Source organism: Ruegeria sp. YKSF57, from assembly GCF_059612585.1.
This window is the reverse complement of record NZ_JBXWQW010000015.1, coordinates 36003-54594: the sequence shown is the minus strand read 5'-3', so window position 1 is coordinate 54594 and position 18592 is coordinate 36003. Positions and strand designations below refer to the sequence as shown.

The following is an 18592-nucleotide window of genomic DNA, read 5'->3' as shown; positions in this document are numbered from 1 at the left end:
CGGCTGTAAAGCGTCAAGAATCAAATGTTTGCCAAGCACGACAGATATTGACACCCACCGATGTTATTGAAGAAGCTGCAAGCTAACGAGACGTTTCCGCTCCGAGGGTTGCGCTCATTGATGATTGCTGGAACCCATGCGGAAAATTGACAACAAAATCCTTTTTTCGGCGACTGACTTGATGCGGTTCATGGGATGTACCCATGCGACCGCCCTCGACTTATTGCGCCTTAGAGGCGAAGGGCCCACCCCGGGAGAAGACACAGAAGACGCCGCACTTCTGCAGAAGCAAGGAGATGCGCACGAGCTGGCGCATCTCGAACGTCTGAAGGCCGCGGGCAACAAAGTCGTGGAGATCGAACGGGGAAACATCGCCCAGGATTCCGAAACGACACGCGCGGTACTGCAAAGCGGTGCCGAGGTCGTCTTCCAAGGTGCATTTCTGTCCGGGAACTGGGGTGGATGGTCGGATTTTCTTTTGCGGGTGGATACGCCCTCGGCGCTTGGACCATTCAGTTACGAAGTGGCCGACACCAAACTGAAACGCCGACCGCATCCCAAGCATGTTCTGCAGCTCGTGCTCTACTCAGACCTTCTGACCGAAATTCAGGGTGTGCCTCCCGTGTTTGCGCATGTTGAACTCGGGACAGGTGAGCGTGCAACGCTGCGGCTGGCAGATTACGCACATTACGCTCGAGCAGCCCGTGCGCGGCTTGAGGCTTTCGTGGCGGAACCGGCCACCACTCGGCCCGTGCCTTGCGCCGACTGCGGACTGTGTCGTTGGGCAGATCACTGTGCCGATGTATGGGCGAAGGAGGACAGCCTCTTCAATGTGGCGAATGTCACGAAGGGCCAGGTCAAGAAGCTTGAAGCAGCTGGTATCAAGACCATGGCGGAGCTGGCGGCGCTCGCCCAACCAGTACGCGGCATGTCCGAGAACACTCGCTTGCGACTGGTCACGCAGGCGCGTCTGCAGCATGACCGGAAGACTGGCGGACCAACGTTCGAATTGAGGGCGCCTGAACCTGGCAAAGGCTTTGACCTGCTGCCAGAACCAAAGCCTGGCGACGTCTTCTATGACATCGAAGGAGATCCACACTTCGAAGGCGGACTGGAATACCTGCACGGGCTCTGGTTTGACGGGCAATTTCTAGCGTTCTGGGCGCATGATCACAGGGCCGAGGCCCAAGCTTTGAGCGATTTATTGGCATTCTTCCGCGCAAGGCTGGAAGAGTATCCTAAAGCGCGCATCTATCACTATGCCCCTTATGAAATCACGGCTCTCAAGCGGCTGACGACCAAATATGGAAACGGCGAAGCCTTTCTCGATCGGCTTCTACGCGAGCGCCGTTTTGTCGATCTGTTCGCCGTCGTGCGTGGAGGACTGGTTGGTTCGGAGCCAAACTATTCGATCAAATCGATGGAAGCTTTTTACGATCGAAAGCGCGACGGAGAGGTCAAAACAGCGGGTGGTTCGGTCGTAGCATACGAAAGATGGCGCGAGATCGGCGATCAACACATCCTTGATGAAATCGAGGACTACAACCGTATTGACTGCATCTCGACCGAAGAGTTGCGAGACTGGCTGGTTGGCATCCGCCCGGCAGGACCGTGGCCATCGATTGGCCAAGACGCGACTCCAAAAGAAGCTGAGGAAGACGCAGAGACAAGGGCGCTCCGCGAGCGGATTGCCGCTTCTGCTTTGCCGGATGAGCGGCAGGATCTACTGTTCAATCTGGGTCTTTTTCACAGGCGCGAGGTCAAACCTGCCCAATGGGCCGTTTTTGACAGCGCCGCGAAAGACGAAGATGACCTCATCGACGATTTGGACGCCCTAGCTGGGCTGGAAGCGATTTCCGCTGTCGAGCCGGTAAAGCGTTCGTTTGCACGCCGCTACCGCTTTCCAGTGCAAGAGACAAAACTGCGGCCAGGAAAGAAAGCCACCGTTCCTGTTTTCGATGGCGCCCCGGTCTCTGTCAATATCGAGGAGATGGACCGGAGAAGACGCGAGATTACGGTCAAGGTCGGACCGGGAAAAGGCCACCTTTTGGAGGATCGCCTCTCTCTCCACCCCGATTGGCCGCTTGATACCAAGGTCATCGCAGCGGCTCTGCAGGACGTCATCGCCGATCAATGCACGGTCAAGTCCTACCGGGCCGTAGATGATCTTCTATGCAGAGCGGCGCCGCGGCTGACTACTGGGGCGCTGTCGCCGGTTGAGGACCCAGTCATAGGCACGATTGATGCCGTCGGCGCGATGGATCAAACGGTTTTGCCTATTCAGGGCCCCCCGGGCACGGGCAAAACGTTCGTCACTGCCCGCGCGATCCTGTCTCTTGTCCGAAAAGGCGCGCGCGTTGGTGTCACATCGAACAGCCACGAGGCCATCCGCAACGTATTGATGGGGTGCCTAGGTGCGCTTGAAGACGAAGATCTGCCGATCACGCTGGATCTGATTCACAAGGTTTCCGGGTCCGACGATGGCTACCCAGACGATTGTCCAATTCAACGCACTACAGATAACGCCGAAGCCGCAAGTGGCGGTCATGTCGTGGGCGGAACTGCTTTCTTTTTTGCGCGGGAAGAGAATGTGCAGGCATTCGACTGGCTGTTCGTTGATGAGGCGGGGCAGGTTGGCTTGGCCAACATGGCTGCCATGGGGCGGTCTGCAAAAAACATCGTGCTGGTTGGCGATCCGAGACAGCTTCCGCAAGTGATCCAAGGGGCACACCCTGAACCCGCAAATCTTTCCTGCCTGGACTGGATGCTGGGCGATCACGCAACAATTCCGCCTGACAGAGGGATTTTCCTTCCCGTCACGCGCCGGATGCATCCCGACGTCTGCCGTTTCATCTCCGATCAGGTCTACGAAGGTCGTTTGATCAGTCACGCAGATACGGTCCGCCAAGGCGTATCGGGAACCAGTTTCCCAGCTGCGGGTGCCTTTTGGGTGCCCGTGAACCATGAAGGCAATGCGCAGATCGCTTCCGAAGAGGTTGCCGCAATTCAGGACACGATTGACGACCTTCTGACGGGCACCTGGACTGAAAAAGACGGCACTGAGCGACCCATGCGCCGGTCTGACATCATCGTTGTGGCCCCCTACAACGCTCAGGTGAATGCCTTCCAAGATGCACTTCCCGATGGCATTCGGGTCGGGACGGTCGACAAGTTTCAGGGGCAGGAAGCACCTGTATGCCTTGTCTCAATGACGGCATCTTCTGCCGAAGAGACATCACGAGGCATGGAGTTTCTGTTTTCGCTCAACCGTATCAATGTGGCGGTGTCGCGTGCCAAGGGCCTGGCCTTGGTCTTCGGCTCACCGCGCTTGCGCGAGGCCAAGTGCGATACCGTGGAACAAATGCAGCTGATCAACACGCTATGCGCGCTGAAAAGCTATCAACCAGAATCAACGAGATAGGGAAAATGGACTGGAGCAGTTTCACAAACCGCATCTCCGAACTTGAAACAAAGCGAAAGCCCTCGGCTAATCGCCGTGCAGTGTTTGAAGTCATTCGGAACTCGAAACTGCGGCCAAACCCGGATTACGATGCAAGCCTCTATCTTGGCCCACTGATCGATCCGCAGGGTCGGCCGCTCTGTCTCGAGTATACGAACGATCGCCCAAACCTCTGGTTTCACGAGAGTCATGTGCCTGCGCTGCGCGATGCCGGCCTGGAACCCAGCAGGAAGCCGCCGTCCGGAAGCGACAGTGAAGGTCGCCACAGCGGGCTCAAGTCGAAAGGTTTTCAAGACATAGACGCTTGGAAGCTTGGTGACCTCGATCCCGATAGGGCGCGCGCAGCTCTGACCGCTCTTGGCTTTGCGGGAGACTTTCAGCTCGACCCGACTGCCGTGAAGCGCTGGATAGAGCGTCTGCAACACTTCTTTCCAAGCCTCGATCGCTTCGATCGCCCGGATCCAGATTTTGATGAAGCAGAACGAAACTACAAACTGGCAACGATCAACAAGCTGCGCCCGGCCCTGGAAAGCGCAGGCGATGACAGCTCGATTACAGAAGCCGTTTTCACCGCCGCGACTGACTCTAACAACCTTTTGGATTGGCGCACGAGCGAACCTCTAAGCCCAAAGAGCAACGCTGATCACGGGCTTCTCGATCCCGCCGTTGCGTCGCTTGTACGTGCTGCACTTAGATCACCGGAAGAACATGCGGCGGCGCTCGACATCTTCGCAGGCATTTGGAAAGAGGCCGTGCCGAAAGGCACGGAAGACGCGGCGAGGCAGATCGGTGAGTTCATTTTCTTTCATCTATGGCCAGATCAGGCAGTCTACATCCGGCATACGGTTCGGCAGGAACTATGGCGCGAAGCAGTAGGAACACCATTCCCGAAGCATTCAACGCTTGCCGAGACCTACGCGGATGAGATGCGCTTTATGAAGGCAGTACGTCACGCATTCGAAGAGCGCGGCCTCGCACCTCGAGATATGATCGACGTTCAAAGTGCGCTTTGGGTCGTCCATAACTATGCGATGGAGGAAGGCGCAAAAGGCCACGCACTCGATCGAGCCCAGATTGAAGCCGCGATGGACGCATACGACAGCTACCGTGCGAACGGAGCTCATAGCGATATCTTTGGTGCCTTCGGTGAGCCACGCGACTATTGGGTCCGGTCATCGCGTGAGCGCGGAAACCGCGTTTATCCGACCAAACCGCTAATTGGCTTCATTCTCGGCAAGACAGAACTAAACGGTGGCTGGGGACAGAAGGCGGATGCTGCTGCGCGTCTTCACAACGCCGGTTACATTATCGTCGACCAAAACGATCAGCCCACCGAGCGCCCTGAGCGGTACGAACACCTAATGGAAGGTGCCGACCGGATCAGGCTCTGCGCCCTGAACTATTTCATCGAACCTGCCCGGGAAAAGTCGGCCAGGGAGGTCTCCATCCGCGCAGGAGACCTTTCTGCGGCAATCGGGTTGAAAGACGCGTTCCCGAACATCTGCCAGGCACTTGGCGGTGAAAAATTCCAGAAACTTGCGCAAGTACCACCGCCCACGAGCACCGAACCAAATCCAAGCAGTTCGACCGTTTTCACCTATACGCTAAATTCCCAACCGGAGGCGGACACCGTGACCGACACAAAAAAAGCGCCCTCGCCATCCGCCGTAAACTTGATCCTCTATGGCCCGCCGGGCACGGGCAAGACCTATCAGACTGCATGGGAAGCCGTCCGGCTCTGTTTGGGAGAGCAGGTCGCATCTGGTCTGGAAGGGCGCGACCAACGATCCACCCTGATGCGCACGTACCGCGAACTCGTGAGCGAGGGACGGATTGAATTTGTGACATTTCACCAATCGATGTCGTACGAGGAATTTATCGAAGGGCTGCGGCCGACCACAGGAAATGGCAACATGGAAGGGCCGGAACCGATCGCAGGCAGCTCCGGCTTTCGCCTTGAATGTCATGACGGCATTTTCAAACGCATTTGCGAAGCGGCGCGCCTAGATCCGGGCACAACCGGACAAGCTCAGCTCTTGGATCGAAGAGAGGGACTCTTCAAGCTCAGCCTCATTGGCACAGATTGGAGGGATCAACTTTCTGCGGCCGTTCGTAACAACAAGATTTTTTGGGGATTTGGCGCAGGGATCGATTGGTCGGGGCCTGAGTATGAGGATTTTCAGGCAGTCAAATCTCAATGGCTCGAAAGCAACCCTGGAACAGACGGACGCGCGGCCGATATTAGCGGCACTTGGTACTTCAGAGGTGCTGCTGAACCAGGGAGCTACGTTCTCCTAACTGTCGGGAAGAACTTGGCAGTCGCTCTGGGAAGGATCGTCGGGGATTATGAATTCGATGAGACATCTACCGGTGCACAGCACAGTCGTCGCGTAGAATGGATTTGGAGCGACGAAAACGGAGCGAAACGGTCCGACTTTTACCCGCAAAACTTCAGCGCCTTTCAACCGATGTATCAGCTTGCCGCAGATCGCATCGACTGGGACGCTTTGGAGGCAATTGCGTTCGATGAAACCGAACCTTTTGAGCGCAAGAGACACGATAGCACATCAACACCCTTATTTACTGTGGGAACCATGCCGCCTGTGCGTGAAGGAACTTTCCGTCACATTGCACAACATGTCGCAACGCGCCTTGCGGACGAGAAACCGGATGGCTTCTCCTTGGAACAATATCGTGAAGCTCTCGTCCAGGAAGGAATGAAAACCGGGGTTGAGCCGACCGGGGGTTGGGAAGACCACAACATGCCTAGCTGGGCTAGTCACCCGGATCAATCCTGGCTGGTTCCAGTTGATCAGAAGAGCAAGCAACATGGTAATCGCATTCCAGCCGCCGGACCTGAAAGCTATGTCCTCATCATTGACGAGATCAACCGGGCGAACATCTCGAAGGTCTTCGGCGAGCTGATCACGCTTCTCGAGCCCGACAAGCGGCTCGGGATGGACAACGAGATCCGCCTCACGCTTCCCTATTCCAAGAAGTCCTTTGGCGTGCCTCAGAACCTCCATGTCATCGGTACGATGAACACGGCCGATCGCTCCATCGCGCTGTTGGACACAGCGCTACGCCGCCGGTTTTCTTTCAAGGAACTGATGCCCGACCCTTCAGTTTTGTCGGACAACGTTGATGGGGTCGATCTGCAAAAGCTGCTGTCTACGATCAACGAGCGAATTGAGTATCTGTTCGACCGGGAGCATCAAATCGGGCACGCGTACTTCACAGGCTGCCAGACGAGGGCGGATATTGAGAGCGTCATGCGAGACAAGGTGATCCCGCTTCTGGCTGAGTATTTCTATGAGGACTGGTCCAAGGTTGCAGCTGTTCTTGGCGACTCTACTCACGGTCCCGCCCGCTTCCTCGATGCCAAACAAATTGCGGTACCCGGAGGCATGACTGAAGACGACTTTTCTAGCGAAAAACTGCGGTGGACGGTCAAAGACAAATTCGACTTCTCGGAGTTTGCGGCCTGATGCCGGCCTTCACCCTGCGCGAATGGGAAACGTTGCCCCACGGCGAAGGGGACGGCTGCATTCCCGATCATTTTGCCGAGCGTCTCGCGGCGCTCGCCAGAGTATCGACCTTTGCGGGAAGGGGTGGAGGCGGAGTGCTTGAGGATCGGCGCCATGAACTGCGGGCGCGTGGCGTTGTCGGGGTCCTGGCAACCGATGGCTGCAGCCTTGAAATTCTTCCCAAGATCGATGTCGAAGGGCAAGGAGGCGAAGCAAGAAAGAATGCTGCCATTCGCAAGCGTCTTGTTCACATGCTCGCAGTCGCACTGGACCTAAAAATCGAGACAGGCCAGATCACAGAGCTTGACTGGCAGCGCGAAACGCTTCTGGAAATTCTCATCCGCATTTTCTGCACCAAGCTGACCGATGCCGTTCGTCGCGGCATGCCGCGGCGATATATTGTCCAAGAGGATGACCTTGCAGCGTTGCGCGGGACGCTCAATCTGCCTCGTCAATTTACTCGTCACGCAGCGAACCCCTCACGGCTCGCTTGCAAATTTGATGAGCTGTCAGAAGACATCGCTCTGAACCGCATCATGAAAGCAACGGTCGCACATCTCTCCAGAATGTCGCGCAGTCCCGCCAATCAACAGCGTTTGCGCGAACTGGCTTTCGTCTACGCCGATATATCCGAAGTCGCTGTTCCTGCGCTGAAATGGAATGAGGTCATCATCGACCGGACAAACCGGGCGTGGCAGGAATTGTTCGGGATGGCGCAACTTTTTCTGCGTAATCGGTACCAAACGACGAGTGCCGGGGTGGGGCGGGGGACTGCACTCCTCTTTGAGATGAACGCACTTTTTGAGGAATATGTCGGCCGACTGATCACACGCGCTTTGGCACGCACGGAGTATCGGGTCTCTCTACAAGGCGGGAGACTATTCTGCCTGACATCGCTCGATGATGACCGCGCTGTGTTCCAGACGAAACCCGATATCCTGATCTGGCGTGCGGGGCAGGTTGTCCATGTGATCGACACGAAGTGGAAGCGGATTTCCTCCCGTATTGATGATCGAAAACAAGGAGTGTCCCAAGGCGACGTCTATCAGATGATGGCCTATGCGCACCTGTACAAAGCCCCGCGACTGACGCTGCTCTATCCGCATCACCAAGATCTTTCAGGATCGGAAGGTCTTCAGGCCCAGTTTCGGATATCAGGTCAGGAGACGATCATCGAGACGGCGAGCGTGGATGTCGCAGTTGGTGAGGACATGATCGCCCGCTTGAAAAACATCATTGCGTTGGAGACTGACGGAGCGTTGGTCTAACGGTTGATTTCTACTGGCGGCACAAACCCGTAGTCGCTTACTCGAGAGCATTCAGGAACCTGGCGTAGTCATCACTGACCTCCCTCGCCTCAACAAAGGCGCGAGCGCGCTCGGCGTCGAGACAACGGAAGTAGTCCTGCACATCGGCAATGTAGGTCTCGAAATCGCTTCTGATCAGATCGGCGTAGGCACGCATGTCTTCTTGCGACTGAGGCAAGAACGGTCGTTCGGGAGGTACGCAATCTGCTGCCGCGGCTATCGGCATGCTTCCAAGCAGGAACGCGAACAGCAACGGTGCGTTGCGCGCAATAAACAAGCGCAGGGCAAAACTCCTTTGCCGCCTTTAAGATTATCATTCTGTCGGCTATCACCGTTATCGGAGCAAGGCGAACTTCGTCAACACGTTATTATTGTCTTGCTATCACTAATGTTGTTTTGTATCGCTCACGGTGTTGCGACCCCGTGGGCCTGATACTGCACCCAGGCAGAACAAGGACCCAAGGGAAGGCCATGATAGAAGAAGCCCCGAATGTGGTTACAGAAGACGGACTGCGCGGCTTGCTCGCCGAGGGCTACCTCATTGAGGTGGTCTGCAAGGAGAGAGCAGAGAAGCGCCATAACAGCTGGTACGGCTCGTGGGTCATCCGCGCCGTCGCCACTGATGGGCGTGACGATAAGATGCTCGTCACCAGCCGAAGCGTCCTCAAGCTCCGCGACTTCAAAACCATCGTTGGCCTTGTCAGTTTCCTGGCCGACATGGGCTGTACGACCGCTAGCATCCCACTTGAAGAAGGTGGCCGCGAGCGCCACGCCGCGCCTCCGGTCAAAGGCAGCTGACCGCGCGACTGCGCTCGTCGTTGCTTTGGGTACAGGCGTTTGTTCCGCGCCCCCGGCCCTGGCCGACGGTTTCATCTTTTCGGTTGGCCCAGACGGCCAATTGATTTCCACTTCTCAAGAGGCAAACGGGCGCCTTTTTCTCTTCGCAGAACCTCGCGTTCCTGACGCAACGAGCGAGACAGCGATCCCGGCTCGATCCGCCGCCCGCGCCACCCCAGAAATCCTCCATGCGATCGAGACCACGGCTCTGCGGTATGCCGGGCATGGTGCGCTGCGTCGCGCAGGGCTTTCAGTCACTGATTGGGCGCTCCTTTACCGGGCCAATATCGAAGTCGAGAGCGCATACAATCCGGCTGCACGTAGCCCTGTCGGTGCCATAGGCCTTGGCCAGCTTATGCCGGATACCGCCCGCGACCTCGGCGTGGACCCACATGACATTGCGCAGAACCTCGACGGATCAGCCCGCTACTTGCTGATGATGCTCGACCAGTTCGGTGAGGGTTCTCTGGCCCTTGCGGCGTACAACGCTGGCCCTGAGGCGGTCACACGCCACGGCGGCATCCCGCCTTTTCGAGAAACCCAAGGGCATGTGGCCCGTGTGACTGCCGTGTTTGAGCGGCTCAGAGGAGATCTTTCATGACATCGAGACCTTCGATCGTCGCGCTCGGCGCGATGGCCCTTATCGTGCTGGCGGGTCCAGCGCTTGCGCAGAGCATCGACCTCTCGCCGGTACAGACCCTGCTTCAAGGAATTGTCGATGCGATCACCGGCCCCTTGGGAATCGTGATCGGAACGCTTGCGCTGATCGGGGTGTTCCTTTCCTGGCTCTTTGGCATCCTCGACTTCCGTCAGGCGCTCTGGGTCGTGGTTGCAATCGCGGGCATCGCCGCAGCACCCACCATCGTCGCCGCCATCTGGACCACCTGAGCAATCCCGGAGTTCTTGGCCATGGCTGACCAGTCCCGCGTGTTCATCGGCCTTCTCAGGCCACCCAAGCTGATGGGCTTGCCGATCATGTACGCCATGGTCTGGCTCTTCGGCTCGACGCTTCTGTTCCTCTGGGTGCAGAGCTGGGTGGTGGCTGTTTTCGCGGGGCTGGCCTGGCCGGCGCTCTGGAAGGCCGCGGACTGGGATCCGAACTTCCTCGATGTCCTGGTGATCACCCTGCAGGAAACCCCGCCCACGACGAACCGCAAGCTGCACGGAGGCGACAGCTATGCCCCGTGATGGAATTGCCGATGAGATTGAGAACGCCATCGATCCGCTGACCGCGCTACCCGCATGGGTCAAGGGCGAGAAGCGGCTCTCAATGATGCTGCCTTATGTGAGCCTCGTGAACGACCGAACGATCCGGACACGCGGCAACGAACTGATGCAGTGCATCCGCCTCGAAGGGGTGAACAGCACCACGAGCGAGGACGGGCATCTCGACCGGATCGGAGGGTTGCTGGCTGGCATCGTCGCGCAGGTGGGGACGGAGTTCTCCTTCTACCTGCACAAGGTGTCGAAAGCGGTCGATGTGACCCTGCCGCCCGTTCCGGGCGAAGGGTTTGCGGCTGCCGTCGACGAACGATGGCACGCGCATCTCGGCCGCGCGGGTTTGCGCGACAAGACGCTGACCCTGACGGTGCTGAAGCGACCTGAGACCGGCAGCCGCTTGCCGTTCGGACTTGGGGCGTCTCGCTCGCGACATGCGACCGACACCACCCGCCGCTTGCGCAAGCTCGACGAGGTTGTGGGGTTTCTGCTGTCCTCCTTCGATGAGCTGAAGCCCCGCCTGCTGGCCGCAAGCACCGGCGAGCTTCTGGGCTTCCTCGGTTCACTAAACACGGGCGAGGAGCACCCGCTCTTCCCCCGGTCGCGCCTCGGTGTGATCGCCGAGGACGTAGCCAATACGCGCGTCACCTTCCGCGGCACGACCATCGCACTCTCGGACGGTGCCGTCGGCGACAAGCTCGGGGCGATCTTTGCGGTGAAGAACTACCCGGCCAAGACCGATAGCCTGATGCTCGACGAGTTGAATCTGCCCGTCGACATGGTGGTCACGCACTCTTTTGTGCCGATCAACGCCAACATCATGGCGGGCCGGATCAAGCGGCAGCTGCGGCTGATACAGGCCGCCAACGACGGGGCTGTCAGTCTCGCCCAGGAACTGGAACTCGCGCAGGACGATCTGGAATCCAAACGCCTGATCTTCGGCGAGCACCACATGACCGTGGCCGTCTATGCCCGCACGCAGACGGCGCTTGACGACATCGCGGCCGAAATCCGCAACATCTCTGCCACCTCCGGCATCAACCTGATCTCGGAGGCCTTCGGGGCGCGGGCGCATTTCATGGCGCAGCATCCCGGGAACACCGGGGCGCGCAGCCGCAAGGCCGCGATCACGAACCACAACTTCGCCGATCTCGCCACCTTCCACCGCACACCGCTCGGCAAAACCGGGCGGGAAGTCCCCTGGGGCGTGCCGATCACGCTCTTTCCGACACCCGAGCGCAGCGGTTTTCGCTTCAACTTCCACGAACAGGGCGCGCCGGATCGCGAGCCCACGGGAGGCCACACGCTGATCCTCGGCCGTCCCGGCTCCGGCAAATCCGTCCTGGCGGCTTTCCTGATGACCATGGCACGGCGGGCAGGTGCGCGGGTCTTCGTATTCGACTATCGCGCGGGGATGGAGATGGCCGTCCGCGCGCTCGGCGGCAGCTATTCGACCGTGCGGGCCGGACGGCCCACGGGCCTCAATCCGCTCCAGACCGAGATCGACATGCGGGGCCAGGCATGGCTTGCTGATTGGCTCGCGAGCCTCTTGGAGCGGCGCGATCGACCGCTGACCCCGGTTCAGACCAACCGATTGCAGGAGGTCGTACGCCAGAACGCGAGCGCAGGACATGCGGGCCTGCGGAACTGGTCGGATTTCGCCTCGCTGCTGGTCTCGACCGATGACGAGGGCGATCTCTTCGAGCGTATGCAGGAATGGACGGCCGAAGGTCGCTACGGCTGGATCTTCGGGGCCAATGCCGAGGACAGTTTCAGCATCGATGGCGAAGTCGCGGGCTTTGACCTCACCGGCATCCTCGATTCCGAGAGCGAACGGGAACGCATGGCGGTCCTGTCCTACCTCTTCCGCCGGGTCGAGCGGGTGATCGAGGACCGCAAGCCCACCATCATCGTCATCGACGAGGCATGGAAAGCCCTCGACAACGCCTACTTTGCGGAGCGACTCAGCAACTGGCTGGTGACCGCCCGCAAGCAGAACGCCGTCGTCGTGATGATGACACAATATGCCAGCCAGCTCGAGCGCACGCGCACCGGCAAGACCATCGTGGAAGCGGTGCCGACGCAGGTGCTCTTGCCCAACATTCGTGCGTCCGCCGCTGACTACGCGATGCTCGGCCTGACCGAGAAAGAGCTCGACGTGCTTCTGGGCGTCGGCTCGGCCTCGCGGCTCGCACTTGTACGCGACGACCGTGGTTCCGTCGTGATCGATGCCGATCTCAGCGCGCTCGGCCCGCTCGTGACCATCCTTGGCGGAATGGAGAAGGGCGAAGCACTTGTCGGCGCCGATTATCGCGACCGTCCTGATTTCTGGAGAGTGACATGACCCGTACCATCATTCGCAGCGTCGTGCTGCTCGGGCTCGGCCTGACCCTGACAGCCTGTGCGCAGCATAACCCCCCGCAAGCCAACTGCTTCAATTTTCGCGTGGCTCCTGCGCAGACAGGAACCGCCACCGCCACGATCTCGACCATGGGGGCGGAGGTCACGCGCCGCGACACGGCCTGCGATTTCGTCCTCTTGGGGGCGGGCGGCTGAGCCAATGCGGACCTGGCTTCCTCTCTCGATGATCGGTTTTGCGCTGGCAGGTCCCACGGCGGGGCCAGCGATCGCCCAGGGCGTGCCGACCTTCGACCTGCGCCTCTTCGCGGAGCGGCAGGCCATCCTTGAGCAGACCGATCGTGACCTGGCACTGCAGCAGGACCGGCTAAGCCGCGAGGAGGAACTGGCCGAAATCGAGCGCCAGCAACTCGCCTCCCTCGAAGGGCTGATGGATGCCATGTCGCTTGGCGCTGGAGACGTGGCCGGAACCGTGGCGGGGCTCGAGGCGGGGCAGGGGGCGGTAGACAACGTCGAAAGCGCGGCCGCCAGTCTTTATGCGCCCGAGGACGCCAATCCAGCGGCAGCGCGGATGTTCGGCGATGCCCGGGAGGGGATCGAGGAGCTGATCATCCGCGCGGCACGCGACACCCATAGTCTGTCCGGGGTCGGCCGCGCAGGTCTTTCGCTCGTGCAATGGCGCTGTCTCTTGCAGGCGCTGATCTGGCAGGAAAGCCGTTTCCAGATCGGGGCACGCTCACCCGTGGGGGCCTTCGGACTTACCCAGATCATGCCCGGTACCGCGGGCGATCTCGGGATCTACCCGGCCTATTACGACGATCCCTATCTGCAGGTCACCGGCGGTGCGCGATACCTCGCACAAATGCTGAACATGTTCGATGGCAACATTATCCATGCGCTCGCCGCCTATAACGCCGGGCCGGGCAATGTGCAGGATTATGGCGGTGTGCCGCCTTTCGCGGAAACCCAGCATTATGTCGTGGTGATCCCGCAGCAGTACAACAGCTACCTCGCGGCCATAGGCGGCATCGATGCGCTCGGCACCATCGACCCTGTGCTCCTCGCCAACGCGAGTTTCAGCCTCTCGGCCCATGGCGCCGGGGTCTATGGCGATTATTCGCTGGTTTCGGTCCGGGCCGCAGCCCTGCGGGTTCAGGACATCATCACCCGCATCGGTGAGACCGAGGATCTCCACGAGGCCATCGCGCTCAACACCTATGCCCGGGCCGAACTGGCCCGGCTGGTCGCAATCCGGACCCGGATCAAGGCCGCCCGAACCGAGCCACTCAGTGCGGAACAGATCGCCTTGGCGGCGGCCCAGGCTGCCGAGCGGCAATTCATGGATTTCAGTCAGGAGGATCTGCGTTGAACCTGCGCCTGCCCCGTTCCCTTTTCGCCGGTAGCATTGCTCTCGCGCTCGCCCTCAATGTCACCGGACCTGCCGCGGCACAGGGTGTGCCCACGGTGGACACTCAGAACATTGCTCAGGAAATCCGCCAGCTCCAACAGATGCTGCAGGATTTCGGGATCCAAACGGATCTTCTGGACAATGCGTTGGAGCAACTGGACATGCTGCAAAGCCAACTCGATCAGCTGAACGAGATGTATGCCTCGCTCACCGGGCCGCGCAGCATCCTCGGACTTGCCATGGGCGGGGACCTCGACACCTTGCTTGAGGCCAACTTCGAAGACATCCCCGGCCTGATCCGAGGCATCCAGGCGGGCGATTGGAGCGCTCTCATCGGGCCCAATGCCGGGCCCATGCGCACGCAGATGGAACAGGCGCTGGCAAGCGCCGGGTTCGACGAGGATTCACTCCGCGAGATCGCCACCAGCGGCAATCCGGGCGCCGAAGGCGTGGCTACGCGGGCAACCACAGGTGCTGTGATGTCGGCGGCGGCGCAGAACAGCCACGCAGAGGCGGAACAGTCGCTCGAACGGGTGGAACGTCTGGTCGAGATGATCCCGGACATGGAAGATCTCAAAGCCTCGATGGATCATAACACACGCGTCACGGCGGAACTCGCCATCGCCATGACCCGGATGTGGGAGCTGGAAGCGATCCAGACCCTCGGCGCAGGCAATGCAGGCGTGGTTGATGCCGCCACCGTCGCCGAAGAACGTCGTTACATGGACTTCACCTTGCCGGACCTTGAGCCGTGAGTGGGGCAGGGGTGATGACTGCGCGCGAGCTCGTGGAAGAGGAACTTGTCTACGGTGCCCTGCGCCGGGAACAGCTTTGGCGGATGATCGGCATTTCCGGGGCAGGTTTTGGCGTATTCGGCTGTTTGGCGGCTGCGGCTGTCGCGCTGATGGTCGAGACGCCGCCTCCCGTGGTTGTGCCCTACGATCCCGCGACCGGGATGGCGCTCCCCAATGCCACGGTTGAAACCGTGTCGCTCTCCGAACGGCCTGCCGTGATCGAAGCGCAAATCTACCGCTACATTCTCGACCGCGAGACCTACAACCAGCTCGACAACGATCTTCGTGTCCGCCGTGTCCTCGCACAGTCTTCCGGATCAGCCGAGGCCAACATGCGCGCGATGTGGACATCGGGTCAGGAGAGCTATCCGCCGACGCGTTACGGGGCTGCGGCCGAGATGGCCGTTGAGATCGCATCGATCACCCTTATTGGCGAGAACCGCGCCCAGGTGCGGCTCAGAAAGCGCCTGACCAGCCCTCAGGGGGTACAGGATGGATCGTTCACTGCCACGTTGATGTACGAATTCCGGCCCGAGCGGACCCGCGCGATCGACGATGTCTGGCAAAACCCTTTCGGATTCACCGTCACCCAATATGCTATCCGATCGGACCGTTCTGAATGACCCGCACTCCAATCTCTGCGCTGCTGGCCGCCAGTATTCTCGCGTTCGCGGGAACGACTGCTTTGGCCGAAACTACGCCCCGTCCAGGTTCTCATGACAATCGCGTGCGCGTCGCGACCTGGACTGAAGGCCAAGTTTACCGTGTCGTCACGACTCTGACCCGCGTCACCACAGTCGAATTCGGTGAGGGTGAAACCATCCGCTCGATCATCGCCGGCGATACGGTCGGGTTTCAATTCGACGGTGTCCCGGGTGGCCGTGCCTTCGCCATCAAGCCAACAGCATCTGGCGTCGCCACCAACATCACCGTCTACACCAACCGTCGCTCCTACTACTTCCATGTCGTCGAAGCCCGGGAGACGCCGCATTATGTCGTGCAGTTCCGCTATCCTGAAAACCGCGTGCAACCCACCAGGGCGGTTGCGGCCGATGCGCCGAACGCGAACTATGCGGTCAGCGCCCGAGAAGAGTTCACGCCGACGGCCATCTGGGATGATGGTACCTTCACGTATTTCCGGTTCGCACGGAATGCGCCGGTGCCCGCCATCTTCCGATATTCGAACGGCAGGGAACGCGCGGTGAACAGCCAGGCCTTGAGTGACGGCGTCATCCGCGTGTCCGGCGTCGACCGACAATGGGTCCTTCGCCTTGGCGATGAGGTGGTTTGCGTCCAGGACGCAGGGCAGGCCACATCATGACCGAAGGTACGGAAGACCTGGCCGCGCGCCTCGCGGCTCTCGAAGGCTCGACAGGCAAAGCGAAGGCAAGCAAGCGGCCTGCGCCGCTTGCCGCGATCCTTGGGGTCGTCGGCATCGCGGCAGCAGGCGGTCTGGCATGGGCTGCCCTGCAGCCGTCAGCAGAAGCACCAATGGCGACCGCCGCGCCGGAGGAGTTCCAGACCAGCGGCCCCGGATTCGGAGATCTGGCGCCGATTTCTGCCCCGCAGCCCAGCCAAGCCCCGCCTGCGGACACAGGTCCGAGCGAGTCGGAACTCGCGCTGATGGAAAGTCTTGCGACATTGAGAGCGGAACTCGAGGACCTGCGCGCAAGACCGGCCGAGGCCGCGGATAGCGGGGCGGAGCAGGCGATTGCGGACCTGACGGCGCAAATTGCCACCTTACAGGAAGCATCCGCCGAGGCTCAGCGTGCCCTCGAGCGGCAGCTGACAGAGCGGGATCGCGAATTGGATCAGCTCCGAATGGACTTGGAACTTGCAAGGCTTGCGCCACCAGAGCCGACCTCATTGGGACCAAGTGAAGAAGAATTGCGGCTGGCCGAACTCGAAAGGCGGCGCGCAGCCGAAGCCGAGGCCCGCGCAGAGCGTATCGCGTCTCCTATGATCGCGTTCTCCGGGATGGGCGCGGGTGCGGATAGGGAGAACACGCTGGAAGCCGCACGTTTGAATGCAGATGAAGCCTTTGTTCGTTCGGGCGCGCAACCTGCACAGGTGACACGTGCCGAAGTGATCGCGAACCCATCGAACACGGTTGTTCAGGGCACCATGATTCAGGCTGTGACAGAGACGGCCCTCGACAGCACACTGCCCGGCGCGATCCGCGCCATCGTCTCGGAAGACGTCCATTCTTTCGATGGAACGCGTATCCTGATCCCGCGCGGCGCGCGGCTGATCGGGCGCTACCGCTCCGATGTCGCACTCGCCCAATCGCGCGTCATGGTGGCATGGGACCGGATCATCTTGCCCGATAATCAGACCGTGCAGATCAGCGCCTTCGGTGGAGACGAACTCGGCCGTACTGGCACCACCGGGTTTGTCGACACCCGTTTCGCGCAACGCTTCGGCTCCGCCGCGCTGATCTCCTTGATCGGCGCCCTGCCTGCGGCTGCAGCGGGTCAAATCGACAGCGAGGCGGCGGCCGATGTTGCGAGTGATGTCGGCACCGACCTGCGCGATAGCACGCAAAGCGTGATGCAGGACTATCTGGCGATCCGGCCAGTGATACATGTCGATCAGGGTACACGGATCACGGTCATGGTTGATCGTGACCTCGAGATTTTCTGACATGGCTGCAAGTTATCTGGAAGCGTCGCTCGACCGTTTCGGCCCCGAGGTCCTGCGCGACGACACGATCGAGATCTGCATCAATCCCGACGGACAAGTCTGGGGCGAATTCCAGGGCGATCACTTCATGCGAGGTCTCGGCAGCCCGCTGAGCCAGACCGAGATCAAGGACCTCGGCAACCAGATCGCCTCCGCCGCCTCGACCACGCTAAGCACCAAGAAGCCTATCGTCTCGGTCTCGATCCTATATCGAGATCGCCCGATCCGCGCGCAGGTGATCCAGCCGCCGGCAGTCGAGGGCGGGTTTTCAATATCACTGCGGTTTTTCTCCTCCCTGCCGCTAGAGGCGATCCGGCTCGGATTTCTCTATGGCAAGGAGCGCAGCCTCGAAGGCCTGCGCCGCGAACGTAACGCCGCACTGCGCGATGTGGTGACATCCGGCGACATCGGCGCCGCGCTGCGGTTTTGCGTCGAGAACAAGCTCAACATGATCGTCTCGGGTGGCACGTCGACCGGCAAGACGGTTGCGGCGCGCAAGATCCTTTCGCTGATTCCGCCCGAAGAGCGGATCATCACCATCGAGGAGGCGGCCGAGCTGCGCCCCGAGCAGCCCAATGCCGTGACGTTGATCGCGGACCGGGACACGGATGCCCGCAGTGCCGATGTGCTCTTGGCCTCAACGCTTCGCATGCGACCCGACCGGATTGTCCTAGGCGAAGTCCGCGGTCGCGAGGCGATGACGTTTCTCGAGGCAATCAACACCGGCCACGGTGGATCGCTGACTACGCTGCATGCCGAGACCCCACAACTTGCTGTTCGCCGCCTCGCCATCGCCGCCCTGAAAACCGATGTGCCAATGACCTACGCCGACATGATCGATTATATTGAGGGCTCGATCGACGTGATCATTCAGGCAGGCCGCCATGAAGGCGCGCGCGGGATCACCGAGTTCTTTCTCCCGGGCCAAACCACAGATTTGAACCTCGACACGGTCGACGGCAGAGGCAACAAGAGCCCCTCCGTTGCCGCTGAGTAAGAAA

16 protein-coding genes are annotated in these 18592 nt (G+C 60.1%); 15 read left to right on the top strand and 1 reads right to left on the bottom strand.

Features of this window, described 5'->3' with window-relative positions:
• Positions 1–136 precede the first annotated feature (136 nt).
• From AC2FLX_RS08110 to AC2FLX_RS08100, 3 genes are read left to right on the top strand one after another with little or no spacing between them, the layout of a single operon-like run.
• Positions 137–3421, top strand: a complete 3285-nt coding sequence (locus AC2FLX_RS08110) for a TM0106 family RecB-like putative nuclease (RefSeq protein WP_496810164.1) — start codon at positions 137–139, stop codon at positions 3419–3421.
• Between the two features lie 5 nt (positions 3422–3426).
• Complete coding sequence (locus tag AC2FLX_RS08105; RefSeq protein WP_496810163.1) at positions 3427–6948, top strand: AAA family ATPase; 3522 nt, start codon at positions 3427–3429, stop codon at positions 6946–6948.
• On the top strand, positions 6948–8255 hold the full coding sequence (locus AC2FLX_RS08100) for an McrC family protein (RefSeq protein WP_496810162.1): 1308 nt from the start codon (positions 6948–6950) through the stop codon (positions 8253–8255). The genes AC2FLX_RS08105 and AC2FLX_RS08100 overlap by 1 nt, the downstream gene beginning before the upstream one ends.
• 37 nt (positions 8256–8292) lie before the next feature.
• Here the strand turns inward: AC2FLX_RS08100 and AC2FLX_RS08095 are convergent, their stop codons facing one another.
• A complete protein-coding gene (locus AC2FLX_RS08095) occupies positions 8293–8571 on the bottom strand; it encodes a hypothetical protein (RefSeq protein ID WP_425427248.1) in 279 nt (92 codons plus the stop codon).
• Between the two features lie 194 nt (positions 8572–8765).
• Between AC2FLX_RS08095 and AC2FLX_RS08090 the strand changes: the two genes are divergently transcribed.
• The 12 genes from AC2FLX_RS08090 to AC2FLX_RS08035 are packed head-to-tail and all read left to right on the top strand — an operon-like array spanning position 8766 to position 18588.
• Entirely contained in the window at positions 8766–9092 is a 327-nt protein-coding gene (locus AC2FLX_RS08090; protein ID WP_010138156.1) for a hypothetical protein, read from the top strand.
• Positions 9049–9732 (top strand): lytic transglycosylase domain-containing protein, encoded by a 684-nt coding sequence (locus tag AC2FLX_RS08085; protein WP_029375161.1) that lies wholly within the window; start codon positions 9049–9051, stop codon positions 9730–9732. The genes AC2FLX_RS08090 and AC2FLX_RS08085 overlap by 44 nt, the downstream gene beginning before the upstream one ends.
• Positions 9729–10019 carry a TrbC/VirB2 family protein gene (locus AC2FLX_RS08080; RefSeq protein WP_054540759.1) on the top strand — a complete coding sequence of 97 codons (291 nt, stop codon included), beginning with the start codon at positions 9729–9731 and terminating at the stop codon, positions 10017–10019. Before AC2FLX_RS08085 ends, AC2FLX_RS08080 begins: the two co-directional genes overlap by 4 nt.
• Positions 10020–10040: 21 nt before the next feature.
• Complete coding sequence (locus tag AC2FLX_RS08075) at positions 10041–10319, top strand: VirB3 family type IV secretion system protein (RefSeq protein ID WP_009574151.1); 279 nt, start codon at positions 10041–10043, stop codon at positions 10317–10319.
• Positions 10309–12693: a VirB4 family type IV secretion/conjugal transfer ATPase gene (locus AC2FLX_RS08070; protein ID WP_496810161.1), complete on the top strand. Its 2385-nt coding sequence runs from the start codon at positions 10309–10311 to the stop codon at positions 12691–12693. Before AC2FLX_RS08075 ends, AC2FLX_RS08070 begins: the two co-directional genes overlap by 11 nt.
• Positions 12690–12905, top strand: a complete 216-nt coding sequence (locus AC2FLX_RS08065) for a hypothetical protein (protein ID WP_496810160.1) — start codon at positions 12690–12692, stop codon at positions 12903–12905. Before AC2FLX_RS08070 ends, AC2FLX_RS08065 begins: the two co-directional genes overlap by 4 nt.
• Positions 12906–12909: 4 nt before the next feature.
• Positions 12910–14076: a lytic transglycosylase domain-containing protein gene (locus AC2FLX_RS08060; protein WP_496810159.1), complete on the top strand. Its 1167-nt coding sequence runs from the start codon at positions 12910–12912 to the stop codon at positions 14074–14076.
• The gene (locus AC2FLX_RS08055) at positions 14073–14870 is read left to right on the top strand and encodes a type IV secretion system protein (protein WP_008336087.1); all 798 of its coding nucleotides are present in this window, start codon (positions 14073–14075) and stop codon (positions 14868–14870) included. The genes AC2FLX_RS08060 and AC2FLX_RS08055 overlap by 4 nt, the downstream gene beginning before the upstream one ends.
• A 14-nt stretch (positions 14871–14884) precedes the next feature.
• Positions 14885–15532 carry a VirB8 family type IV secretion system protein gene (locus tag AC2FLX_RS08050; RefSeq protein WP_496810158.1) on the top strand — a complete coding sequence of 216 codons (648 nt, stop codon included), beginning with the start codon at positions 14885–14887 and terminating at the stop codon, positions 15530–15532.
• Complete coding sequence (locus AC2FLX_RS08045) at positions 15529–16230, top strand: TrbG/VirB9 family P-type conjugative transfer protein (protein WP_496810157.1); 702 nt, start codon at positions 15529–15531, stop codon at positions 16228–16230. The genes AC2FLX_RS08050 and AC2FLX_RS08045 overlap by 4 nt, the downstream gene beginning before the upstream one ends.
• A complete protein-coding gene (locus AC2FLX_RS08040; protein WP_496810156.1) occupies positions 16227–17552 on the top strand; it encodes a TraB/TrbI/VirB10 family type IV secretion system protein in 1326 nt (441 codons plus the stop codon). The genes AC2FLX_RS08045 and AC2FLX_RS08040 overlap by 4 nt, the downstream gene beginning before the upstream one ends.
• 1 nt (position 17553) lies before the next feature.
• Positions 17554–18588 carry an ATPase, T2SS/T4P/T4SS family gene (locus tag AC2FLX_RS08035; protein ID WP_009574167.1) on the top strand — a complete coding sequence of 345 codons (1035 nt, stop codon included), beginning with the start codon at positions 17554–17556 and terminating at the stop codon, positions 18586–18588.
• Positions 18589–18592: the final 4 nt, after the last annotated feature.

What these genes read in the sequence shown, in the direction of transcription:
- AC2FLX_RS08040 (WP_496810156.1), top strand. Translation starts at nt 16,227, where the DNA reads ATGACCGAAGGTACGGAAGACCTGGCCGCGCGCCTCGCGGCTCTCGAA.
- AC2FLX_RS08105 (WP_496810163.1), top strand. Translation starts at nt 3,427, where the DNA reads ATGGACTGGAGCAGTTTCACAAACCGCATCTCCGAACTTGAAACAAAG.
- AC2FLX_RS08035 (WP_009574167.1), top strand. Translation starts at nt 17,554, where the DNA reads ATGGCTGCAAGTTATCTGGAAGCGTCGCTCGACCGTTTCGGCCCCGAG.
- AC2FLX_RS08075 (WP_009574151.1), top strand. Translation starts at nt 10,041, where the DNA reads ATGGCTGACCAGTCCCGCGTGTTCATCGGCCTTCTCAGGCCACCCAAG.
- AC2FLX_RS08045 (WP_496810157.1), top strand. Translation starts at nt 15,529, where the DNA reads ATGACCCGCACTCCAATCTCTGCGCTGCTGGCCGCCAGTATTCTCGCG.
- AC2FLX_RS08050 (WP_496810158.1), top strand. Translation starts at nt 14,885, where the DNA reads ATGACTGCGCGCGAGCTCGTGGAAGAGGAACTTGTCTACGGTGCCCTG.
- AC2FLX_RS08090 (WP_010138156.1), top strand. Translation starts at nt 8,766, where the DNA reads ATGATAGAAGAAGCCCCGAATGTGGTTACAGAAGACGGACTGCGCGGC.
- AC2FLX_RS08100 (WP_496810162.1), top strand. Translation starts at nt 6,948, where the DNA reads ATGCCGGCCTTCACCCTGCGCGAATGGGAAACGTTGCCCCACGGCGAA.
- AC2FLX_RS08080 (WP_054540759.1), top strand. Translation starts at nt 9,729, where the DNA reads ATGACATCGAGACCTTCGATCGTCGCGCTCGGCGCGATGGCCCTTATC.
- AC2FLX_RS08070 (WP_496810161.1), top strand. Translation starts at nt 10,309, where the DNA reads ATGCCCCGTGATGGAATTGCCGATGAGATTGAGAACGCCATCGATCCG.
- AC2FLX_RS08065 (WP_496810160.1), top strand. Translation starts at nt 12,690, where the DNA reads ATGACCCGTACCATCATTCGCAGCGTCGTGCTGCTCGGGCTCGGCCTG.
- AC2FLX_RS08060 (WP_496810159.1), top strand. Translation starts at nt 12,910, where the DNA reads ATGCGGACCTGGCTTCCTCTCTCGATGATCGGTTTTGCGCTGGCAGGT.
- AC2FLX_RS08110 (WP_496810164.1), top strand. Translation starts at nt 137, where the DNA reads ATGCGGAAAATTGACAACAAAATCCTTTTTTCGGCGACTGACTTGATG.